This is a genomic window from Allorhizobium borbori, from assembly GCF_014196535.1.
In the GTDB taxonomy this organism is placed as follows: Bacteria; Pseudomonadota; Alphaproteobacteria; order Rhizobiales; family Rhizobiaceae; genus Ectorhizobium; species Ectorhizobium borbori.
This window is the reverse complement of record NZ_JACIDU010000010.1, coordinates 136586-156670: the sequence shown is the minus strand read 5'-3', so window position 1 is coordinate 156670 and position 20085 is coordinate 136586. Positions and strand designations below refer to the sequence as shown.

General features: G+C 63.6%; 15 protein-coding genes. 4 read left to right on the top strand and 11 right to left on the bottom strand.

Annotated features, from left to right (window positions below; translation table 11 throughout):
* Positions 1-43: 43 nt before the first annotated feature.
* Positions 44-1819: a methyl-accepting chemotaxis protein gene (locus tag GGQ66_RS13670; RefSeq protein ID WP_183793275.1), complete on the bottom strand. Its 1776-nt coding sequence runs from the start codon at positions 1817-1819 to the stop codon at positions 44-46.
* Positions 1820-2108: 289 nt separating this feature from the next.
* Here GGQ66_RS13670 and GGQ66_RS13665 point away from each other — a divergent pair, with 289 nt between their 5' ends.
* Complete coding sequence (locus GGQ66_RS13665) at positions 2109-4391, top strand: heavy metal translocating P-type ATPase (protein WP_183793274.1); 2283 nt, start codon at positions 2109-2111, stop codon at positions 4389-4391.
* Between the two features lie 12 nt (positions 4392-4403).
* Here the strand turns inward: GGQ66_RS13665 and GGQ66_RS13660 are convergent, their stop codons facing one another.
* Positions 4404-5087, bottom strand: a complete 684-nt coding sequence (locus GGQ66_RS13660; RefSeq protein ID WP_183793273.1) for a phosphoribosyltransferase — start codon at positions 5085-5087, stop codon at positions 4404-4406.
* A 112-nt stretch (positions 5088-5199) separates the two neighbouring features.
* Between GGQ66_RS13660 and GGQ66_RS13655 the strand changes: the two genes are divergently transcribed.
* Entirely contained in the window at positions 5200-5862 is a 663-nt protein-coding gene (locus tag GGQ66_RS13655) for a DUF6656 family protein (protein WP_183793272.1), read from the top strand.
* Here the strand turns inward: GGQ66_RS13655 and GGQ66_RS13650 are convergent.
* From GGQ66_RS13650 to GGQ66_RS13615, 8 genes are all read right to left on the bottom strand, one after another.
* Positions 5847-7025 (bottom strand): amidohydrolase, encoded by a 1179-nt coding sequence (locus GGQ66_RS13650; protein ID WP_183793271.1) that lies wholly within the window; start codon positions 7023-7025, stop codon positions 5847-5849. The genes GGQ66_RS13655 and GGQ66_RS13650 overlap by 16 nt on opposite strands.
* A gap of 5 nt (positions 7026-7030) precedes the next feature.
* The gene (locus GGQ66_RS13645) at positions 7031-8818 is read right to left on the bottom strand and encodes an adenine deaminase (protein ID WP_183793270.1); all 1788 of its coding nucleotides are present in this window, start codon (positions 8816-8818) and stop codon (positions 7031-7033) included.
* Complete coding sequence (locus GGQ66_RS13640) at positions 8815-9741, bottom strand: nucleoside hydrolase (RefSeq protein ID WP_183793269.1); 927 nt, start codon at positions 9739-9741, stop codon at positions 8815-8817. The genes GGQ66_RS13645 and GGQ66_RS13640 overlap by 4 nt, the downstream gene beginning before the upstream one ends.
* Before the next feature lie 3 nt (positions 9742-9744).
* Entirely contained in the window at positions 9745-10767 is a 1023-nt protein-coding gene (locus GGQ66_RS13635; RefSeq protein ID WP_183793268.1) for an ABC transporter ATP-binding protein, read from the bottom strand.
* Entirely contained in the window at positions 10760-11539 is a 780-nt protein-coding gene (locus tag GGQ66_RS13630) for an ABC transporter permease (RefSeq protein ID WP_183793267.1), read from the bottom strand. Before GGQ66_RS13630 ends, GGQ66_RS13635 begins: the two co-directional genes overlap by 8 nt.
* Positions 11536-12363, bottom strand: a complete 828-nt coding sequence (locus GGQ66_RS13625; RefSeq protein WP_183793266.1) for an ABC transporter permease — start codon at positions 12361-12363, stop codon at positions 11536-11538. The genes GGQ66_RS13630 and GGQ66_RS13625 overlap by 4 nt, the downstream gene beginning before the upstream one ends.
* An 81-nt stretch (positions 12364-12444) precedes the next feature.
* Complete coding sequence (locus GGQ66_RS13620; protein ID WP_370686352.1) at positions 12445-13461, bottom strand: ABC transporter substrate-binding protein; 1017 nt, start codon at positions 13459-13461, stop codon at positions 12445-12447.
* A 7-nt stretch (positions 13462-13468) separates the two neighbouring features.
* Complete coding sequence (locus GGQ66_RS13615) at positions 13469-14518, bottom strand: LacI family DNA-binding transcriptional regulator (protein WP_183793264.1); 1050 nt, start codon at positions 14516-14518, stop codon at positions 13469-13471.
* A 272-nt stretch (positions 14519-14790) separates the two neighbouring features.
* Between GGQ66_RS13615 and GGQ66_RS13610 the strand changes: the two genes are divergently transcribed.
* Both GGQ66_RS13610 and GGQ66_RS13605 read left to right on the top strand, forming a co-directional pair.
* Positions 14791-16152: a malonyl-CoA decarboxylase gene (locus GGQ66_RS13610; RefSeq protein ID WP_183793310.1), complete on the top strand. Its 1362-nt coding sequence runs from the start codon at positions 14791-14793 to the stop codon at positions 16150-16152.
* A 215-nt stretch (positions 16153-16367) separates the two neighbouring features.
* A complete protein-coding gene (locus GGQ66_RS13605) occupies positions 16368-18293 on the top strand; it encodes a methyl-accepting chemotaxis protein (protein WP_237358915.1) in 1926 nt (641 codons plus the stop codon).
* Between the two features lie 40 nt (positions 18294-18333).
* Here GGQ66_RS13605 and GGQ66_RS13600 read toward each other — a convergent pair whose 3' ends face one another.
* Positions 18334-19956: an ABC-F family ATP-binding cassette domain-containing protein gene (locus GGQ66_RS13600; protein ID WP_183793263.1), complete on the bottom strand. Its 1623-nt coding sequence runs from the start codon at positions 19954-19956 to the stop codon at positions 18334-18336.
* Between the last annotated feature and the right edge of the window lie 129 nt (positions 19957-20085).

The following is a 20085-nucleotide window of genomic DNA, read 5'->3' as shown; positions in this document are numbered from 1 at the left end:
AATGCCCGGTCGAAACCGGGCACCAGGAAGATCATGAGCCGGCTCAGAATTCCGACCAGCTTTCCTGTTTCAGCGCGGCATTGCCTTGTGTTGCGGGGACTGCGGCGCGGCGGACCGGACGAGCCGCAGGCTGGGTCTTTGCCGGCGCCTGTCGCGTGACGGGGCGCTGCGGTGCATCATTGCCGAGCTGGAAATGCTCGATCAGCCGGCGCAACTGCTCGGCCTGCCCGGCCAGCGTGGCGCTTGCAGCACTCGTCTCTTCGACCATGGCGGCATTCTGCTGCGTGACCTGATCCATCTGGTTGACGGCGGCATTGACCTCATCAAGCCCGATGGCCTGCTCCTTGGCAGCGGTGGCAATGGCCTGGATCTGCGTATTGACGACGAGAATGCTGTCTTCGATGCTGCGCAGGGCTTCGCCGGTCTCGCTGACCAGCTTCACGCCGCTTTTCACCTCGCCAGAGGAATGCGCGATCAGTTCCTTGATTTCGCGGGCGGCACTGGCTGCACGCTGCGCAAGTTCGCGCACTTCCTGCGCCACCACGGCAAAGCCCTTGCCGGCTTCACCGGCACGGGCGGCCTCGACGCCGGCATTGAGCGCCAGAAGATTGGTCTGGAAGGAAATCTCGTCGATAACGCCGATGATCGAGGAAATCTTGTTGGAGGAATCCTCAATGCGCGCCATGGCATCGATAGCTTCACCCATCACCATGGCCGAGTGGCTGGCGCTGCTCTTGGCCTGCTCGGCAGCCTTGCGCGCCTCGTCCGAACGGGCGGCGGCATTCTGCACATTGACTGTAATCTCGTCGAGCGCGGCGGCCGTTTCTTCCAGCGAGGCAGCCTGACGTTCGGTGCGCTGGGACAGATCACTGGCGCCGCTGCTGACCTCGCTCGAATGAAGATCGATTTCCACCGAGGCATTGGCGACGGCGCCGAGTGTGTGGGAAAGCGACGTGATCGCCGTGTTGAAGTTCTGACGCAACGGCTCGAAATCCGGCGCAAAGGGTACATCGAGACGGCAGTCCAGTTCGCCGGCGGCCAAACGCGTCAGGCCTTCGCCCAGACGGTGCACCGCGTTGAAGCGCTCGGTCACGTCGGTGGCGAACTTGACGATCCGCACGATACGGCCGCGCTCGTCGGCAATCGGATTGTAGGAGGCATTGAGAAGCACCCGGCGGCCATCGCGGCCGATGCGGGCGAACTCGCCCACCTGCGCTTCACCCCGGTTCAAAGCGGCCCAGAAAGCCGTATAATCGGCGCTGGCGGCATGATCCCGGTCAACCAGCATGGAATGGTGGCGACCGACAAGCTCGTCCAGCCCGTATCCCGTCGCCTTGAGGAAGTTGGCATTGGCAGTCAGGATCGTGCCATCCGGCGAGAATTCGATCATCGCCTGAACCTTGTCGACCGCGCTCAACCGATTGGCGAAATCCAGATTTTTAAGGCGTTCGCTGGCATTCGCCCATTCCACGACATAACCGGTCAGCTTGTCGCGCTCGAACAGCGGCGATACCATCAGATCGAAGACATGATGACCAACACGAATGGTGGCGCTGTAGGGCTCCTTGAGGCTGGCCAGCATCTTGCGCTGATGCGCGGGGTTCTTGTGGAACACATCGATGTTCGAGCCGACCAGCGTCGCCATGCTGAAGCGCGGCAGTTCCGCCCTCAGGTCACTCTCGGCCTCGCTGAGAAGCTCGCGCACCGCCCCGTTAAGATAGGTGATGTTGAGCTTCGCATCCGCAATCATGACCCGCGCCTTGATAGCCTCAAGCGCGTCCAGCCTTGCACGGTTATGACCGGTGAATTTTGAGAACATGGAACTGCTTTCGCTTCAAACGGGGCCAGACAAAAATAACGGAACGCTGAACCGACCCTCCATCAGGACCACACGCACAGCGACTACTGTCCTAAATTGCTCCATTAGTAGTTTATAAAACACTAATAAGCCTCCCCTCAGAAATCATAGTAGGAAATACCAAATCGTTTTGAAAACAGCACTTTGACATGACTATTTCGATCGACTTTAGTCTCACGTAAAAAAAGCACTTGCAGCTATAGTGACTAGAGGTTCTAGAACGGCATCCGTAGACTTTCGGGAGTGACGGATGAACATATCACCGCAAATACGATTCCGGGTGGAGGGCATGGATTGCGCCTCCTGCGCCGCCAAGATCGACACCGCCGTCAGCCGCATGGCCGGTGTGAGCGACGTTGCCGTTTCCGTAACCGCCGGAACCATGACCGTGACCCATGACGGCAACCTCGATGCCGCCGATGTCGGCCGCAAGGTGAAGGCGCTGGGCTACAAGGCAACGCCGCTTTCCGGAGCGACAGACGCCGGCCCGGCAACACGCCACGCAGTCCATGACCACGATCACGACCATGGCGCCTGCTGCGGCGGGCACGATCACGACCATGGTCACAACCATGACGATCACACCCATGCGGGGCACGATCACGACAAGGATACGGGCAAGGCTGCGGTGGAAGGGCTGCATGGCCACGATCACGGTCCCTCGCAAGGCCCGTGGTGGAAGAGCCGGAAGGGCCGGTTGACGATCGTTTCCGGCCTGGCGCTGGCGGCTGCCTATGGAGCCGGCCTCGCCTTTCCCGCCATCGCGCCGTATGCCTTCACCCTTGCCATGGCGGTGGGTCTGGTGCCGATTGCCCGGCGTGCGATCATGGCCGCTCTCAACGGCACGCCCTTTTCCATCGAAATGCTGATGACCATTGCCGCCATCGGAGCGGTCATCATCGATGCTTCGGAGGAAGCCGCCGCTGTGGTCTTCCTCTTTCTCGTCGGTGAACTGCTCGAAGGCGTGGCCGCCGGAAAGGCGCGTGACAGCATCCGCTCCCTTTCCGCGCTCGTGCCGCGCACGGCCTTGCTGGTCGAGGCCGGCGGCCAGACCCGTGAGGTGCCTGCCGGCGAACTGGCGCTGGGCGCCAGCGTTCTCGTGCGCCCCGGCGAACGCATTTCCGCCGATGGCGAGATCATCGCCGGTGAAAGCGCCATCGACGAATCCCCCGTCTCCGGCGAAAGCATTCCGGTGCGCAAGGGCATGGGCGACAGCGTGTTTGCCGGCACGGTGAACGGTGAGGCCGCCCTGACCATCCGCGTGACGGCAACGGCGGAGGACAACACCATTGCCCGCGTGGTGAAGCTGGTGGAGGAAGCGCAGGAAAAGAAGGCCCCGACGGAGCGCTTCATCGACCGTTTCTCGCGCTATTACACGCCGGGTGTCGTGGTGGTGGCTGCGCTCATCGCCATTCTGCCGCCGCTTGTGGCCGGCGGCGACTGGAGCGAATGGGTCTACAAGGGCCTTGCCGTTCTGCTCATCGGTTGCCCCTGCGCGTTGGTGATTTCGACGCCCGCCGCCATTGCCGCCTCGCTTTCCGCCGGTGCCCGGCGCGGCCTGCTGCTGAAAGGCGGCGCCGTTCTGGAAAGTTTCGGCGGATTGACGGCCATTGCTTTCGACAAGACCGGCACGCTGACCGAAGGCAAGCCGAAAGTGACGGATGTGCTGACCTTCGGACGGTCGGAGGCAGAGGTTCTCTCGCTGGCCGCCGCGCTGGAAACGGGCTCCAGCCACCCGCTAGCGCTCGCCATTCTCGACAGGGCCAAAGCCGACGGGATTGCGGTTCCCGAAGCTTTCGACGCCAGGGCTCTGGGCGGCAAGGGCGTGAGCGCCACGGTTGGAGGGACGGAGGTCTTCCTCGGTTCGCCGAAGGCGGCGGCCGAACGCACGATCCTGCCCGACGCCGTGCGCGCCGCCATCGACACGCTGAACGGCGAGGGCAAGACCGTGTCCCTGCTGGTGGAAAACGGTATCCTCGCCGGCGCAATCGCCATGCGAGACGAACCGCGCGACGATGCCGCCGCCGGTTTGAAGCGGCTGCGCGACAAGGGTATCCGCACCGTGATGCTGACTGGCGACAATGCCCGCACCGCACAGGCCATCGGCGATGCGCTCGGCATCGAGGTGCGGGCCGAACTGATGCCGGAAGACAAGCGGCGCATCGTCGGCGAATGGCAGGCCGAGGGCCTCAAGGTCGGCAAGGTGGGCGACGGAATCAACGACGCCCCGGCGCTGGCGGCCGCCAATATCGGCATCGCCATGGGCGGCGGTACGGATGTGGCGCTGGAAACGGCAGACGCTGCCATCCTGCATGGCCGCGTTGGTGACGTGGCCCGCATGGTGGAACTTTCGAAACGCACCATGCGCAACATCGCCGAGAACATCACCATCGCGCTCGGGCTGAAGGCGGTGTTTCTCGTGACGACCGTGCTGGGTGTGACCGGGCTGTGGCCGGCCATTCTGGCCGATACCGGCGCAACGGTTCTGGTGACGGCGAACGCCCTTCGCCTGCTGCGCGGGGAAAAGGCGTAAGCTCGGATCATATCAGGCGGGCGCATACCAGCGCCCGTCCTTGCCCTTTTCGAGCAACGGCGTGGCGAAGGCCCCGCGCACCCGCCCCGGCCATTGCGGCCCGAAGGCCTGGAGCGCCGGACGCCAGCGCTCCGATTGCAGCATGGCCGCCCCGACCACGACCGGCTCCACGCCTAGAAGGTCCATCAGCGACAGACCGGCGACGATGGACGTTCCCGACGAAATCACGTCATCGATGAGCGCGACCCGACGTCCCTCGATGAGCGGCAGCATGCGCGGATCGACATAAAGCCGCTTGGCCTGTTCAGGCGTGGTGATCGAGGACATCGGGATCGACAGCCGGTCCTCGTACCAGAACTTGCGCGAGGTGCCGAGCGGCACATAGCGTTCATGGCCAAGCTTGCGGGCAACCTCCGCCGCCAGCGTCAGGCCAAGCGTCGGCAGACCGACGACCACCTCGGGCGAAAACGGGCGAAGCCGTGCCGCCAGATCCTCAGCCAGCGCATCCACCACGGCGAAGCTCGCCTGATTGACAATCAGCGAGGCGAGCGCGTGGACGCCATCCGACAGCGGGCGGATGGGCAGGAGCAATTGCCGCCCGTCCGACAGCGTGGCCGGAAAAGCTCGCTCGAAGCCGTTTGTAACGGCTATGTCCCCGGCCGGATGAACCTTCTGCCAGAAATCGTGCGGCTGCATGCCTGTCCTCATCCTTCGCACCCATGCGCCGATCAGACGCGGCGCCCCTTTGCGTCTCGTTAACCAAAAGGCGATAAAATTCCGCGAGAACCCGAAAACCGTCGGAGACACCATGAACGATGTTGCGGCACTTCCCGAGCAGTCTTCCGTGAAACCGGCCGGCCGGAAACCGATGCCCGGCGGCGTCATCATGCAGGTCAGGAACGCGCCGAGGGCCGAACCATCCCGCTATGGCGAATGGTTCTACGGTGAAAAGAGTGCAGCCCGCAAGAAGCTCAAGCCAATCACCAACGAGATGAACGACGAGGAAGTGGCGGCCGCGACCAAGGAAAACCTGGCACTGATCGGCACGGAAACCGCCCAGCGGATCATCGCCAAGCTGCCCAAGGGCCACAATCTCTACCAGGCCGTCCGCACCTCGACGCTCAAGGCCGCGCCGCATCTGGGCGCTTGCAAGTTCGGCGAGATCATTACCGACTACGACCACGAGAAATACGACCTGATGCAGGTCTTTCTCGCCAACTTCTCCGGTCATCTCGACACCTCGAAGACCGCCCGCTTCCTGACGCCGATGAACCGCAATTACGACCAGATGTTCTTCGGCCTGCATGTCCAGGTCGATCGCGCCGGCAACCCGCTCGGCTTCAACCAGTCGCTTGGCAGCAACGGCATCGCCTTCCAGACGAAGAACCTGCTCAGCGCCTTCTATCATGTGGCTGTCGCCAGCACCGGCCTGCCCTCCGAAATCGTGAAGGCTGGTCACCGCGCAGGCTGATCCCCGACAAGCTCGCGCTCCACAAGCCGCGTCCAGAAGCGCACGCCGGGACCGATGGCCGCATCATTGAAGTCATAGGCAGTGTTGTGATGCAACGCGCCATCCACCGCCGGGCCATTGCCAAGCCACACATAACAACCCGGCGCTTCCATGCCGAAATAAGCGAAATCATCGCCCGCCGTCGATGGCGGAAAGGCAGTGCGCACCTTCGCTCCGAACACATCGCGCGCTGCGGCAAGCGCCCGCGCCGTCGCATCCGGGTGATTGACGACGGGGGGAATACGCCGCTCGAAGGTGTAATCCACCGCAATGCCGAACATGGTGGCAGTGCCGTCGGCCAGCCGGCCGATCTCCGTTTCGAGCTGGTCGCGGACCGCTGGCGTATAGGCCCGCGCCGTGCCGCCGATCTCCACGAAATCGGGAATGACATTGAGCGCCTGCGGATTACCCGCCTGCACCGAACAGGCGCTGACCACCGCCGGCTGCAAAGGATCGACCACCCGCCCGACAATGGTTTGCAGCGCCGCGAGAAACGTGCCCGCGGCCGTAACGGGATCGCGCCCCAGATGCGGCTTGGCGCCATGGGTGCCGACGCCCCGGAAGGTCACCCGCCAGCTATCGGAAGAGGCGAGTTGCGGCCCCTCGACCACGGCGATCTCGTCGGGATCGAGCCCCGGCATGTTATGCAGGCCATAGACGGCATCGCAGGGAAAGAGCCGGAACAGCCCCTCCTCCACCATGCGCCGTGCTCCGCCCCGGCCCTCTTCCGCCGGCTGGAAGATGAAATGCACCGTGCCGGAGAAATTGCGGCTTTTCGCCAGCGCCCGCGCCGCGCCGAGAAGCAGCGTGGTGTGCCCATCATGGCCGCAGGCGTGCATCTTGCCATCGAACTTGGATTTATAGGGCCGCTCCGCCTTTTCCGGCATGGCGAGCGCATCCATATCGGCGCGCAGGCCGATGGTGCGGGTGCCGTTACCGACCTGAAGCGTGCCGACGACCCCGGTGCCGCCGAGCCCTCGATGCACGGCGAGGCCGGCCTCTTCCAGAAGTTTGGCAACAATGCCCGAGGTGCGCTCCTCCTCGAAACCGAGTTCGGGATGGGCATGCAGATCGCGGCGAAGGTCCGTCAGGAAGGAAAGATCGTCAGCTATGAAATCAGTCATTCCTCTCACTCCAGAATGCCGAGCACGGGTGAGGGAAGCACCCGGCCGGTTTCGACATCGGCGATGCCCCGATCGGTCTGATGCGGTCCGGCATTGCAGGCGAGCGTCGCCCCGAAACAGGCCTTGAAGACCAGATAAGGTGGCTGCCAGACGACAACCCGGTCCATTGCCGCCCTGAGCGTGGCAAAACCGTCGGCAACCTCCGGCAGGCGGGCTTCCGACACGAGGCCGGACACCGGCAGCGGCAGGAGCGCGATGACCTTGCCGTGCTGAGCCACCGCCATGCCACCGCCGGCAGCGATAACGGCATTGGCAGCTGCGGCCATGTCGGCCTCATTGCCACCGAAAACGGTGAGGTTGTGGCTGTCATGGGCAACCGTGGTGGCGAAGGCGCCGTTCCACGCGCCCCATTCACGCAGAAAGCCGACGCGCGGCAAGGTTTCCGCCAGCCCGTGGCGGTGTGTGACGGCGATCAGCGTCGAGCCTTGCGGCGGCACCACGAAGCCATCGACCACACTCGTTTCCGCTTCGCCCCAGCGGGTGAAGCGCGGGCGGTCGATGGTGGCGACCCGCACGCGGGTACCGTTCGAACGCACGCGAAAATCATCCGGCGAAAGCGGTGCGACCTTGACCGAGGCGGTGAAAGAACCGGCGGACGTCTGCTGCGAGGGCTGGCGAAGAACGCCGTCTTCAGCCACGGTTTCACCGTTGACGATGACGAACCGGGCGCGAAAATCCGTCAGGTCTTCGAAGACGACGAGATCGGCGCGGCGTCCGGCGGCCATCAGGCCGAGATCATCCCGGCCGAGCCTGCGGGCGGCATTCAGCGTCGCCGCCTGTAACGCCCATTCCGGCTTCAGCCCGTAGCGCACCAGACGACGCACCACATCGTCCAGACCACCGCCATGAACCAGATCGTCGGGGAAAACATCATCGGTGCAGAGCGTGACGGTCTGCGGCAGATGGTCAAGCGCATTCAGCGCAGCGACGAAGTCCGGCAGGAGATGATCGTGGGAGCCGCGCAGTTCGATGGAAAGCCCGGCGCGAAGCTTCGCCAGAAGGTCGTCTCCGGAGACAAGCTCATGATCGGAAGAGACGCCCGCCGCCATGAAGGCCTGAAGATCAGCTCCGGCCAGACCACGCGCATGGCCGCAGACCGGCTTGCCCGCCGCCAGACCCGCCTGCACGATGCCGCTCATGCGCGGTTCGCCATCTATGACGTTGCGCATGGTCATGACTTCGGCAATGCCGCCGATCTCGGGCCGGGCGAGCAGCCCGGCAACGGTTGCCGCATCGAAATCAGCACCCGCTCCCTCCAGCCCCGGCGCGGAGGGCACGCAGGAGGGGGCCAGGACCACGAAACGCAGAGGCAGGTCACGCGTGGCGGCAATGGCCCAATCGACGCCGGCAACACCGTGGACATTGCCGAATTCATGCGGGTCCCAGACCACGGTGGTGACACCGCGCGGCACGACGGCATCGGCATAGGTGGCGGGCGTGACCATGGAGCTTTCGACATGCATGTGCGTGTCGATGAGACCGGGCACAAGGAAGCCGCCCGCAACGTCGATGGTCTCCCGGGCATCGCTGCGGGTGCCCGGCGCATGCACGGAGGCAATCAGTGCGCCCGTAAGACCGATATCGGCGGTGCGATGTTCGCCCGTGACCATGTCGACCAGAATGCCGCCGGTGATGAGCCGGTCAAAGGGTGCGTCTCCCCGCGCCGCCGCAACGGCCTGAAGCCGGAGTTCCGGGTCTGCAAGATCGAATGGTTCGCGAAGGGGCTGGGTCAAGGCTTGGCGGCCTCCGCTTCCAAAGCGCCGAGCACGATGCGGCGGACGGCAGCCGCATCGCAGCCGGATGCATAGTGTGCGTTGAATGTCGCGTGCGTCGCCCGCGTTTCGACCACGGTACGCCCGCGCGTCAGCGTGCCCGCGCATTCCACCGCGATATGGGCGGGCGTCCAGGTCACGACATCGGGCCGGACGAAAGCGGCGGCAGCGGCGGGATCGTAAAGCGCCATGGCCGGGCGACCGCGCGAAATGGCGATGTCGATGAAGCCGCCGGTCATGTCGGCGAGCAGATCGGCATTGCGCCCGCCCGCCGCCCGGATTGGCTCCGCATCAGCCGGCGTCGCGAGGATCTTGCGGCAGAAATCGAGATCGACCATTTTCAGCGGCAGGCCGTGGGCGAGAACGATCGCGAGCGCTTCGGGATCGGCCAGCGCATTGAACTCGGCGGAGGCCGTGTGATTGCCGGAGGTCAGCCCGCCGCCCATCCACACGAGTTCATCGACCTTTGCAGCGAGATCAGGCCGGGCAAGCGTCAGCGCGGCGATATTGGTGAGCGGACCGAGCGCCAGAAGGCGCTTTTCGCCGTCATCCTTCGCAAGCCAGTCGCTGAGCGCGAGAAAGGCATTGCCTTGCGGCATCACGTCCGTTGCAGGCAGGCTACGCCCAAGCGTGGGAATGCCGGTATCGCCGAGAATGGCAGTGGCGGTTTCAAGCGCGCCAAACACCGGCTTTTCGCGGCCCGTATGGAACGGGACGGTCCAGCCGAAGGCACGCGCCGCGCCGGCGGCATTGCGGCGCACCTGCGCAAGATCCGTATTGCCGAAAGCGAGCGAGATGCCGTCCACGGCAAGGCCCTGATGCATCACCACCAGAATGGCGGCGAGATCGTCAAAGCCCATGTCGGTATCGATCCACACACCCACGGTTCAGTCTCTTTCCAGAGGCGCGGCATGCGCGAGCGGCAGATCGAAGGCGATGGCTTCACCGAGGCTCCAGGCGGGAAGCGCTGCATCGGCCTCGGCCTTCACCATGCCGAACGCGGCTTCCAGCACATATTCGCGCGTGCCGCCGGCAAAGGACACACCGCGCACGATGCCCGACAGCGGCCCCGCACCGAGTTCCACATGGCGCGGACGAAAGGCAAGACCGGCAACCGGCGGCAGGGTTCCGGTGAAGGGCACCCTGCCCTTTTCGGCATGCAGCGCGCCGTCGCGCACGGCATAGACATTCTCGAAACCGACGAAATCGGCCACGAAGCGCGAAACCGGGCGGTTATAGATATCCTCCGGCGTGCCGATCTGTTCGATGCGCCCATCCCGCATGACGACGATGCGGTCGGCCAGCGCCAGTGCTTCCGCCTGATCATGGGTCACGAAGATCATGGTGACGCCGGTTTCGGCCTGAACGCGCTGCAATTCGGTGCGCATGTCGAGGCGCAGGCGCGCATCGAGATTGGACAGCGGCTCGTCGAGCAGGAGCACCTTCGGTTCCATGACCATGGAACGGGCAAGCGCCACGCGCTGCTGCTGGCCACCGGACAGTTCGGGCGGCTTGCGGGCGGCATAATTGGCAAGGCCGACCGATTTCAGTCCCGCCTCGACCTTTTCGCGGAGCGCATTGCCCGTGATGCCCTTGAGTTTCAGGCCGAAGGCGACATTGTCGAACACGGTGAGATGCGGAAAGAGCGCGTAGGACTGGAAGACGAGACCGATCTGGCGCTTGTTGGCGGCCACGCGGGTAATGTCCGCACCATCGAGCCGGATCGTGCCGCCGATTGGGCTCAAAAGCCCGGCAATGGCGCGCATCGTCGTCGTCTTGCCGCAGCCGGACGGGCCGAGCAGCGCCACGAGTTCGCCCTTGCCGATGGCAAGATCGAGACCTTCGACCGCAACCGTATCGCCATAGCTCAGGCGCAGCTTTTCGAGGGAGAGATAGGCGGGATCAGACATAGCGGGAAAATCCGAGGAAGCGTTCGGCCATCAGCACGATGCCCATGGAGAGAAAGGCGAGCAACGCCGACAGCGCAGCGATGGAAGGATCGAAGACAATTTCCATATAGCCGAGCATGTCGATAGGCAGGGTGCGGATACCGGGGCCGGAGAGGAACAGCGACACCGGCACCTGATTGAAGCTTGTGACGAAGCCGAGGATGAAGGCGGAGAGAATGCCGCCGCGAATATTGGGCAGCACAACGCGGAAGAAGGCACCGAGCCGCGAAGACCCGAGCAGCACGGCGGCTTCCTCGATATCCGAGCGCAGATTGGCGAGGCTGGCCGAAACCACCCGCACCGCATAGGGCAGGACCAGTGCGGTATGGGCGAGGAACAGCGCCAGTGTGATGGGTATTCCGACCGGCACCACGAAATAGCGCAGCAGCGCCAGACCGACGATGATGCCCGGCACGATGACCGGCGCGGAGACGACGGTACGCACCGTTTCCGAAAACGGCAGGCGATAGCGCGACATGGCATAAGCCGCAGGAATACCCAGCACCAGCGCCACCAGCGTGCCGCCGACGGCGAGGATCATCGAGGTGACGAAGCTTTCGCGGAAGCTCTCCACCGTGAAGACCTTGAAGATCCAGCGCAGCGAAAACCCCTGCGGCGGAAAGGCCAGCGTTTCACCCGCCGAAAACGAGGCGGCGACAATAATGAGGAACGGGCCGATGAGGAAGACGATGACCAGCCACAGAACCAGGGTGAGGGGAAAACGTGTGCTCATGCCTTCGCCTTCACGGTTGCAATGCGCTTCAGGAGCAGGTTGGCGGCAAAACTCATGGCGACGAGGATGAGCGCGATGACACTGGCCGACACGAAATCATTGGCGACGGTGACTCGCTGATAAAGCAGGGTTTCCAGCATAAGCACCTTGGAGCCGCCGAGAATGGCCGGTGTGATGTAGGCCGTGAGCGAGCCGGTGAAGACCAGCGTGCCACCGATCACCAACCCCTCCTTCGTCAACGGCAGCACCACCTTCCAGAAAATCTGGAACCAGTTGGCGCCGAGCACGCGGGCGGCGGGAATGACATCCTTCGGCAGGTTTTCGAGCGCCGAAATCAGCGAAATGATCATCAGCGGCAGGAAAAGCTGCAACAGGCCGATGAACACGGCGGTTTCCGTGAAGAGGATCCGCAGCGGCGCATCCGACAGGCCAACGGCCTGAAACGCCTGATTGACGATGCCGGTGCGGCCCAAAATGACGATCCACGCATAGGTGCGGGCGACCGGCGAGATCATCATCGGCAGCATGATGAGGCCGATCATGCGGCCCTTGGAATTTGCCGGCAGCGAGACGATGGCAAAGGCCGCCGCATAGCCGATCAACGCAGCGACCACCGTGACCTCGGCTCCGAGACGCAAGGTGCGCCAGAAGACGGTGCGATTCAGCGGTTCGGAAAAGAAGGTGGTATAGGCCGACAGGCTCCATTCGCCGCCGCCGTGAAATCCTTCCGACAGAAGGATGACGACCGGCATCAGAAAGACAACGGCGGCAAACAGCGCCGCCGGCAGGGCCAGCATCATGGCTTCGATGCGGTTCTGGAACATGGCTAGCCTCGGGTGGAAACGAAAGAAACGCATCGCCCGGCGCGGGCTTGCAGGAAACCGCGCCGGGCGACGTTCAGGCCATTACTGGCCGACCTTGGCATTCCATTCCTTGAGCCAGGCGTCGCGATTGTCGAGCGCCACGGCGGACGGGATGAGCGACAGGTTCCTTGCGGTTTCCTCGCCATAGGTGATGTTGTTCGCCACCTCGTCGGAGACCTTGACCTCCTTGTTGGCGGGGCTGTCGACCAGCTTTTCGGCAAGCTTGGTCTGCACTTCGGTCGAGAGCCAGAAATCCATGAACTCAAGCGCCAGATCCTGGTTCTTCGAACCCTTGGCCAGCACCATGACATTCATGCCGCCGGTCTGGCCTTCCTTCGGGGTCGCCCAGGCAAGCGGCAGGCCGAGCTTGGCGAACGGCGCCCAGGAGAAGCGGCCGATGGGTGCGGCCCAGATCTCTTCCTGCTGCATGAGCTGCACGAGCTGCGAGGACTTCACGTAGAAGGTGACGATATCTTCCTTCTTCTCGCCGACAGCGGCAATCGCATCCTTCAGGTCCGGCGTTTCCTTGCCGAGCGCCTTGCCCAGCATGAAGAGCACCGGCGGGCCCTGATTGGTGGTGACGTTGGGGAAGGCGACATGCGAGACGTTTTCGGGCTTCAGCAGATCGGCCCAGCTCTCGATCTTCATCTTGTCGGTGCGGTAGACGATCGAGGTGGCGTAGAAGGTGTAGCCGACGCTCATGCCATCGCCATTCGGGTCCTTGGCAATGTCGTAGAGCTTGTTGAAATTGGAGAGCTTCGACGCATCGATCTTGTCGATCAGACCGGAGCGGGAGGCCTGCAGCGCATCGGCCATGGAGACGACGGCCATGTCGACCACCGGGTTCGCCTTGTTGGCTTCTATCTTGGCCAGACGCTCGACGCTGTTGCCGGTCTCGACCACCAGCTTGCAACCGCATTTCTGTTCGAACGGCGTGTAGACCAGTTCCTTGAATTCGTCCTGCGCGAAGGCATAGACGGAAATTGTCAGCGTCCTGTCTTTAGCGCTGGCCTGATCGGCGACAAGCGCCAGAACCGATGCGGCGATTGCTTTCTTCAGCATGTTCCTACTCCGTTTTATCGTTATCTTCAGGGGAGGCGCGACGGACGGGTCCGCTCGTCTGCCGCGCGATGAGCTGCATGGGAACGCGGGCCGCCTCGGTGGAGACGACCAGCCCGTCCTCGTCCACGTTGTCCCGGCCCTCGATGACCCGAACGAGCGAGGAGACGGCAATCGCCGCGATGCGCTGCATGTCTGCGCGCACCGTCGTCAACGCCGGGGTGATGACACCCGACCACGAGAAATCGTCGAAGCCGGTAACGCTGACATCCTCCGGCACGCGGAAACCGGCGCGGTGGAGTTCCGTGAAGGCCCGCAGCGCATGCAGGTCGGAAACGGCGGCAATGGCGGTGAAGCCGCGGGCCGCGTAATCGGCGAGACCCAGTACACTGCCGACGCCGCGTTCGGCCTCGAGCGGCTCGATCCACAACGTCTCGGTTTCGGCATGCCCCGAAAGCGCATCGCGCATACCGGCAAGGCGGTCGTTCTGCACCGCAGAGGCCGGATTGTTGCCGAGCAACAGAACGCGCCGGTGCCCGAAGGCCGCCAGATGCGCGCCGATGAGCGCTCCGCCCTGCCAGTGATCGGCGGAAACCGTGTTGCCGGGCGTCGACGGGCTGTCGATGACGGCAACCGGGCAATCGGATTCGGAAATGCGCGTGCCACGCCGGGGCACGACCACGAGACCATCGACGCCGCGCTCCACCAGCCGGTGGATCGCCTCGGTCTGTACGGAGGAATCCCCGCGCGAATCGCCGATCAGGATGCCGTAGCCGGCTGACGAGGCTGCAAACTCGATGGCCTGGGCGATTTGCGGAAAGAGCGGATTGGCGATATCGGGCAGAACAAGGCCGAGAACGCCGGTGCGGCCGGTGCGCAGCGCGCGGCCCGCAAGCGAAGGCACATAGCCCATGCGATCGGCCATTTCCCGCACGCGCGGAATGAGGCTGGCCGAAACACGGCCCTTGCCCGACAGCGCGTTCGACACGGTTGCGACCGATACGCCGAGCGCACGCGCGATGTCACCGAGATTGGCAACCTGTTTCTGGGGCGGCATGTCCGGTTCCTGCGGCCGATTAAACGTTTAAGCAAACTCTCCTAGGCGCTCGCTACGCCCCTGTCAACGCCCGGCCGACCGCAAACCCACGCACACTTGTGTCATCAATTGGACGAAGAAGATTGGAAAATGGTTGTGTGGCTTCGCAGTCCGGACGGGGTTACACTCAAGTCGCCATGATGCAGCGCGGCAAGCTCTTGTTCCGCAAGGGCGTTATGCGGTGCGGATGAAGCCGGCACAAAGCGGAAAGAGGAGTAGGTATCTTGAGCAGAATGGCCTTTTTCGCCGATCTCATGGGAACGATCTTTTCCCGCACCACCGGAAAGGCGCCAGCGCTCGGCCGCGTGCCCGTGACCGAGCTGTGCGAGGCGCTGCTCTCGCCGCAGGGCGAAGTCTCCGGCATGGCCCGCGCACGCGAAATTCTCGCCCAGTACCGCGCGATGACCGTGGACGAGAAGAAGGCGTTCTTCACCCATCTGGCTGAGGATCTCGACGTGGACCCCGAAAAGCTGATCGAGGCGGCCACCTTGTACCGCGAGAGCCGCGATCCCGCCGCATTCGCCCGGCTTTCGCGCGAGGCCGAGCCGCGGCGGCAGGAATTGCTGCGCCGCCTGAACCAGGCGCCCGGCGCGACCGAGGAACTGGTGCGCATGCGCCTCGATCTTCTCAACCTGATGAAGGATACGCCCGAGCTTGCCCGCATTGATCAGGACTTCATCCATCTCTTCGTAAGCTGGTTCAACCGCGGCTTCCTCGTGCTGCGCCACATCGACTGGGGCACGCCGGCCAATATTCTCGAGAAGATCATCGAATACGAGGCCGTGCACGCCATCAACGACTGGAACGACCTGCAACGCCGCCTGCGCCCCACCGACCGGCGCTGTTTCGGCTTCTTCCACCCGGCCATGCCGGAAGAACCGCTGATCTTCGTGGAAGTCGCGCTGTGCAAGGGGGTGCCGGGCTCGATCCAGTGGCTTCTGGCCGACGGGCGGGAGACCGTGAAGGATACGGAATTCGACACCGCTGTCTTCTATTCCATCTCCAACTGCCAGGAGGGCCTGCGCGGCATTTCCTTCGGCAATTCGCTGATCAAGCAGGTGGTCGAGGACCTGCGCCGCGACCTGCCGCAGGTGAAGACCTTCGTGACGCTTTCGCCGGTGCCGGGCCTGACCCGCCATCTGAAGAAGATCGCCGATGAAAAGCCGGAGATCGCCGCCCTTCTGGAGGCCGCCGATGCCAAGGACCCGAGCGCACTGACACCGCACCTGCCGCTCCTCAAGAAACTGGCCGCCGACTATCTCGTCAACGCCAAGCGCCCGGACGGTCTGCCTTCCGACCCCGTGGCCCGTTTCCATCTGGGCAACGGCGCGCTGCTGCACGATATCCACGTTCTCGGCGACACCTCGGCAAACGGGTTTCGCCAGTCCTGCACCGCGATGGTCAACTATCTCTACGACCTGCCGAAGGTGGAGGAAAACAACGAGAACTACATGGCCGGCAAGGCCGTGGCCGCCTCGAAACAGGTGCGGGCCCTGCTTACGCAGCCGAAATCCTCCGAAAACGGCGAGGGCGGCGGCTGGCTGGAAAGCCCGCAGAAATTGCTGGGTTTGTCAGGGTTGCAAACGAAGTCTTAACGGACAGTCGATAATTTTAGTCATACCAGAGAAGATGAAGCGCCCACTTCACTCCTCAAGGTTCGGCCTGCGGTCTCCCCGGCTGCGCGGCGCATCGCGACATGCAGCATGACGCTGCACGCCTTCCGCCTCATGGTCTCGCCAGACGCCTGTTTTCATTGACTTCATAGATTGAGCAAGGTCGCTCCATGTTGCGCTTCGTCAGCAGATTGCCGATGTCCGTTCAGGTCATCGGGGGTGTCGCATTCATACTTCTCGGCATTGGTGCCGGCAATTTTCTCTACGACGTATCCCAGATCAGCACTTCCATCGAAGACAACGCCCGCAAGCGTGGCGAAGCCGCACTGGACATGCTGGAATCCGTCCACACCAATGCCATGCTGAACCGCGACAAGACGGCCGATGGTGACCCCGCCATCGCCACGCTGGACGGCACGATGGAGCAGTTCTCCGAACAGTCCCACGGCGTTTCCCTGTGGCTGGTGATGGGGCCGAAGGTTGTCGCCTATCAGAAGGCAAGTGGCGCGGAAGATTACGAGGGGCCGCAGGACGCCGTCGACAGCACGGCGATTTCCGCCGCCGTACCGCAACTTTCACGCGTCGACGATACGCTTCGCATGACGCGCCCGGTCATTCTGGGTCAGGGGTCCGCATCCAATGAAAGCTGTGCCGCCTGTCACACCGCGCGAATGGATGTGCAGAAGGGCGAAGTTATCGGACTTTACAGCGCCAAGGTCGATCTGAAACCGGAATATGCCGCCGCCTATGCCGATATTCGCCAGAAGGCGATTGCCACCGTCGGCGTCTTCATTCTGGCCCTTCTGCTCCTTAGTGCCATGCTGCGCGTCACGGCAATCCGTCCGCTACGCCGCCTTGCCGCCGTGACCGAAGCGCTTGCCGGCGGCGACATCACCGCCGAAAGCGGCGCCAGCGACCGCAAGGATGAGATCGGCGCCATGGCAAGGGCGCTTGAAGTATTTCGTGAAGCCTTCATCCGCAATCGCGCGCTCGAGGCCGACGCCAACCGCCAGCGGGAGGCCGCCGAGCGGACAAGGGTCGAGGCGCAGCGCATTGCCGAAGCGGAAGCGACCCGCCGGCTGGAAGAGGCGACCTCGGGTCTGGCCGGCGGTCTGCAGCGCATGGCGCGCGGTGATCTCGCCTTCGAGATTTCCGAACCTTTCGCCCAGCAATTCGAGGGCCTGCGCCACGATTTCAACCAGTCGGTCAAGCAGCTCGGCGAAACGCTGACGACCATTTTGCACAGCGCCCACATCATCGATAACGGCACGCGCGAAATCTTCGCCGGCACCGACGATCTGGCGCGGCGCACCGAACAGCAGGCGGCCTCGCTGACCGAGACCTCCAGCGCGGTGGATGAAATCTCCGCGACCGTCCTAAGCTCCGTCGGGTTGACCGACGAAGTGCGCCGGATCGCCTCCGAGGCCAATGGCGACGCAACCAAATCCGGCACCATCGTTTCCGAAGCCGAAGTGGCGATGGAACGCATCGAAACCTCTTCGGCGAGGATCGGCAACATCATCGGCGTGATCGACGAGATCGCCTTCCAGACCAACCTGCTGGCGCTCAATGCCGGCGTCGAGGCCGCCCGCGCCGGGGAAGCCGGCAAGGGTTTCGCCGTCGTCGCCCAGGAGGTGCGCGAACTCGCCCAGCGCTCGGCCAATGCGGCCAAGGAGATCAAGGGTCTGATCAGCGCTTCAACCACGGAAGTCGGCAATGGCGTGCGCCTGGTGCGCGATGCCGGCGATGCGTTGAATGCGATCGGTCGCTATATCTCGACCATCAATGAACGCATGGCGACCATTGCCACGGCAACCTCCGAGCAGGCGACCTCGCTGAAGGAGGTCAATGCGGCGGTGGTGCAGATGGACCAGATGACCCAGCAGAACGCCGCCATGGTGGAGCAGACGAACGCGGCCAGCGCAACGTTGGCCTCGGAGGCCGCAAAGCTTCGCGAACTGGTCTGCCAGTTCCGGCTCAGGGATGCCGCGCAGGCCCCGGCGCGCCCGCGGGTCTTCGCCACGCCGCCAGCCGCACCCGCACGGCCGGTGGCTGTTACGAGACCGCAGACCCGTGGCAACCTGGCACTGAAACCCGCCGTCAACGACTGGGAAGAATTCTGAGGCAACAGGCGGGGGGGCCAAGCGCTCCCCACCGCTCCATTCAGCTCCGCAGACCCGGTGCTTCCTGACCGGTACGCTCGACATATTCGGTATAGCCGCCGCCATACTGGTGAATGCCTTCCGGGGTCAGTTCCAGCACGCGGTTGGAAAGCTCCGCCAGGAAATGGCGATCGTGTGAGACGAACAGCATGGTGCCCTCATAGGCCGAAAGCGCCTTGATGAGCATTTCCTTGGTGTCGAGATCGAGGTGGTTGGTCGGCTCGTCGAGTACGAGGAAGTTCGGCGGATCGAACAGCATGGCGGCCATGACCAGCCGCGCCTTTTCGCCGCCCGACAGCACGCGGCAGCGCTTTTCCACATCGTCGCCGGTAAAGCCGAAGCAGCCGGACAGCGCCCGCAGCGGCGCCTGCCCCGCCTTCGGGAAACGCTCCTCCAACCACTGCAGGATGGTCAGATCACCATCGAGCAGGTCCATGGCATGCTGGGCGAAATAGCCGAGCTTGACCGAGGCGCCGAGCGTGACCGACCCCTGATCCGGTTCCGCAGTGCCGGTAACGAGCTTGAGCAGCGTCGATTTGCCGGCACCGTTCACGCCCATGATGCACCAGCGTTCCTTGCGGCGAACCATAAAGTCCAGGCCCTCATAGATGGTGCGGCTGCCATAGGCCTTGTGCACGCCCTTGAGGTTCACGACATCCTCGCCCGAGCGCGGCGCGGGCAAAAAATCGAAGGCTACCGTCTGGCGGCGGCGCGGCGGCTCCACCCGGTCGATCTTTTCCAGCTTCTTCACCCGGCTCTGCACCTGCGAGGCATGCGAGGCACGCGCCTTGAAGCGTTCGATGAACTTGATTTCCTTGGCAAGCATGGCCTGCTGGCGCTCGAACTGCGCCTGCTGCTGCTTCTCCGCCATCGCCCGCTGGCCCTCGTAGAAGCCATAATCGCCGGAATAGGTGGTGAGCGAACCGGCATCGATCTCGATGATCTTGTTGACGATGCGGTTCATGAACTCGCGGTCGTGCGAGGTCATCAAAAGCGCGCCGTCGTAATTCTTCAGGAAAGCTTCAAGCCAGATCAGGCTTTCGAGATCGAGATGGTTCGACGGTTCGTCGAGCAGCATCACATCGGGACGCATCAGAAGAATGCGGGCAAGCGCCACGCGCATCTTCCAGCCACCGGACAGGCGGCCCACATCGCCGTCCATCATCTCCTGGCTGAAGGAAAGACCGGCGAGAACCTCACGCGCCCGGCCTTCCAGCGCATAGCCGTCGAGTTCCTCGTAGCGCGCCTGCACCTCGCCGTAACGCTCGATGATCTGGTCCATCTCGTCCATGCGGTCAGGATCGGACATCGCGGTTTCGAGAGCGTGCAGTTCGGCGGCGACTTCGCTCACCGGCCCTGCACCTTCCATCACTTCCTCGACCACCGAACGGCCGGCCATTTCGCCGACATCCTGGTTGAAGTAGCCGATGGTCACCCCCTTCTCGACCGACACCTGCCCCTCGTCAGGCAGTTCCTCGCCGGTAATCATGCGGAAAAGCGTCGTCTTGCCCGCCCCGTTCGGCCCGACGAGGCCGATCTTCTCACCCCGGTTCAACGCCGCCGAGGCCTCGATATAGAGGATGCGATGACTGGCGGACTTGCTGACATTCTCGATGCGGATCATGGGGAGGCGGCCTTCTGGTTCAAGCGCCTCCCTATGGCATGGAACGCGGAAAACCAAAAGCGGCGAAGCCGGTAATTTGCTCCCCGCGCGGGGAATGGCACGGAAGCGGACCGGGCGGTAGTTTCACTG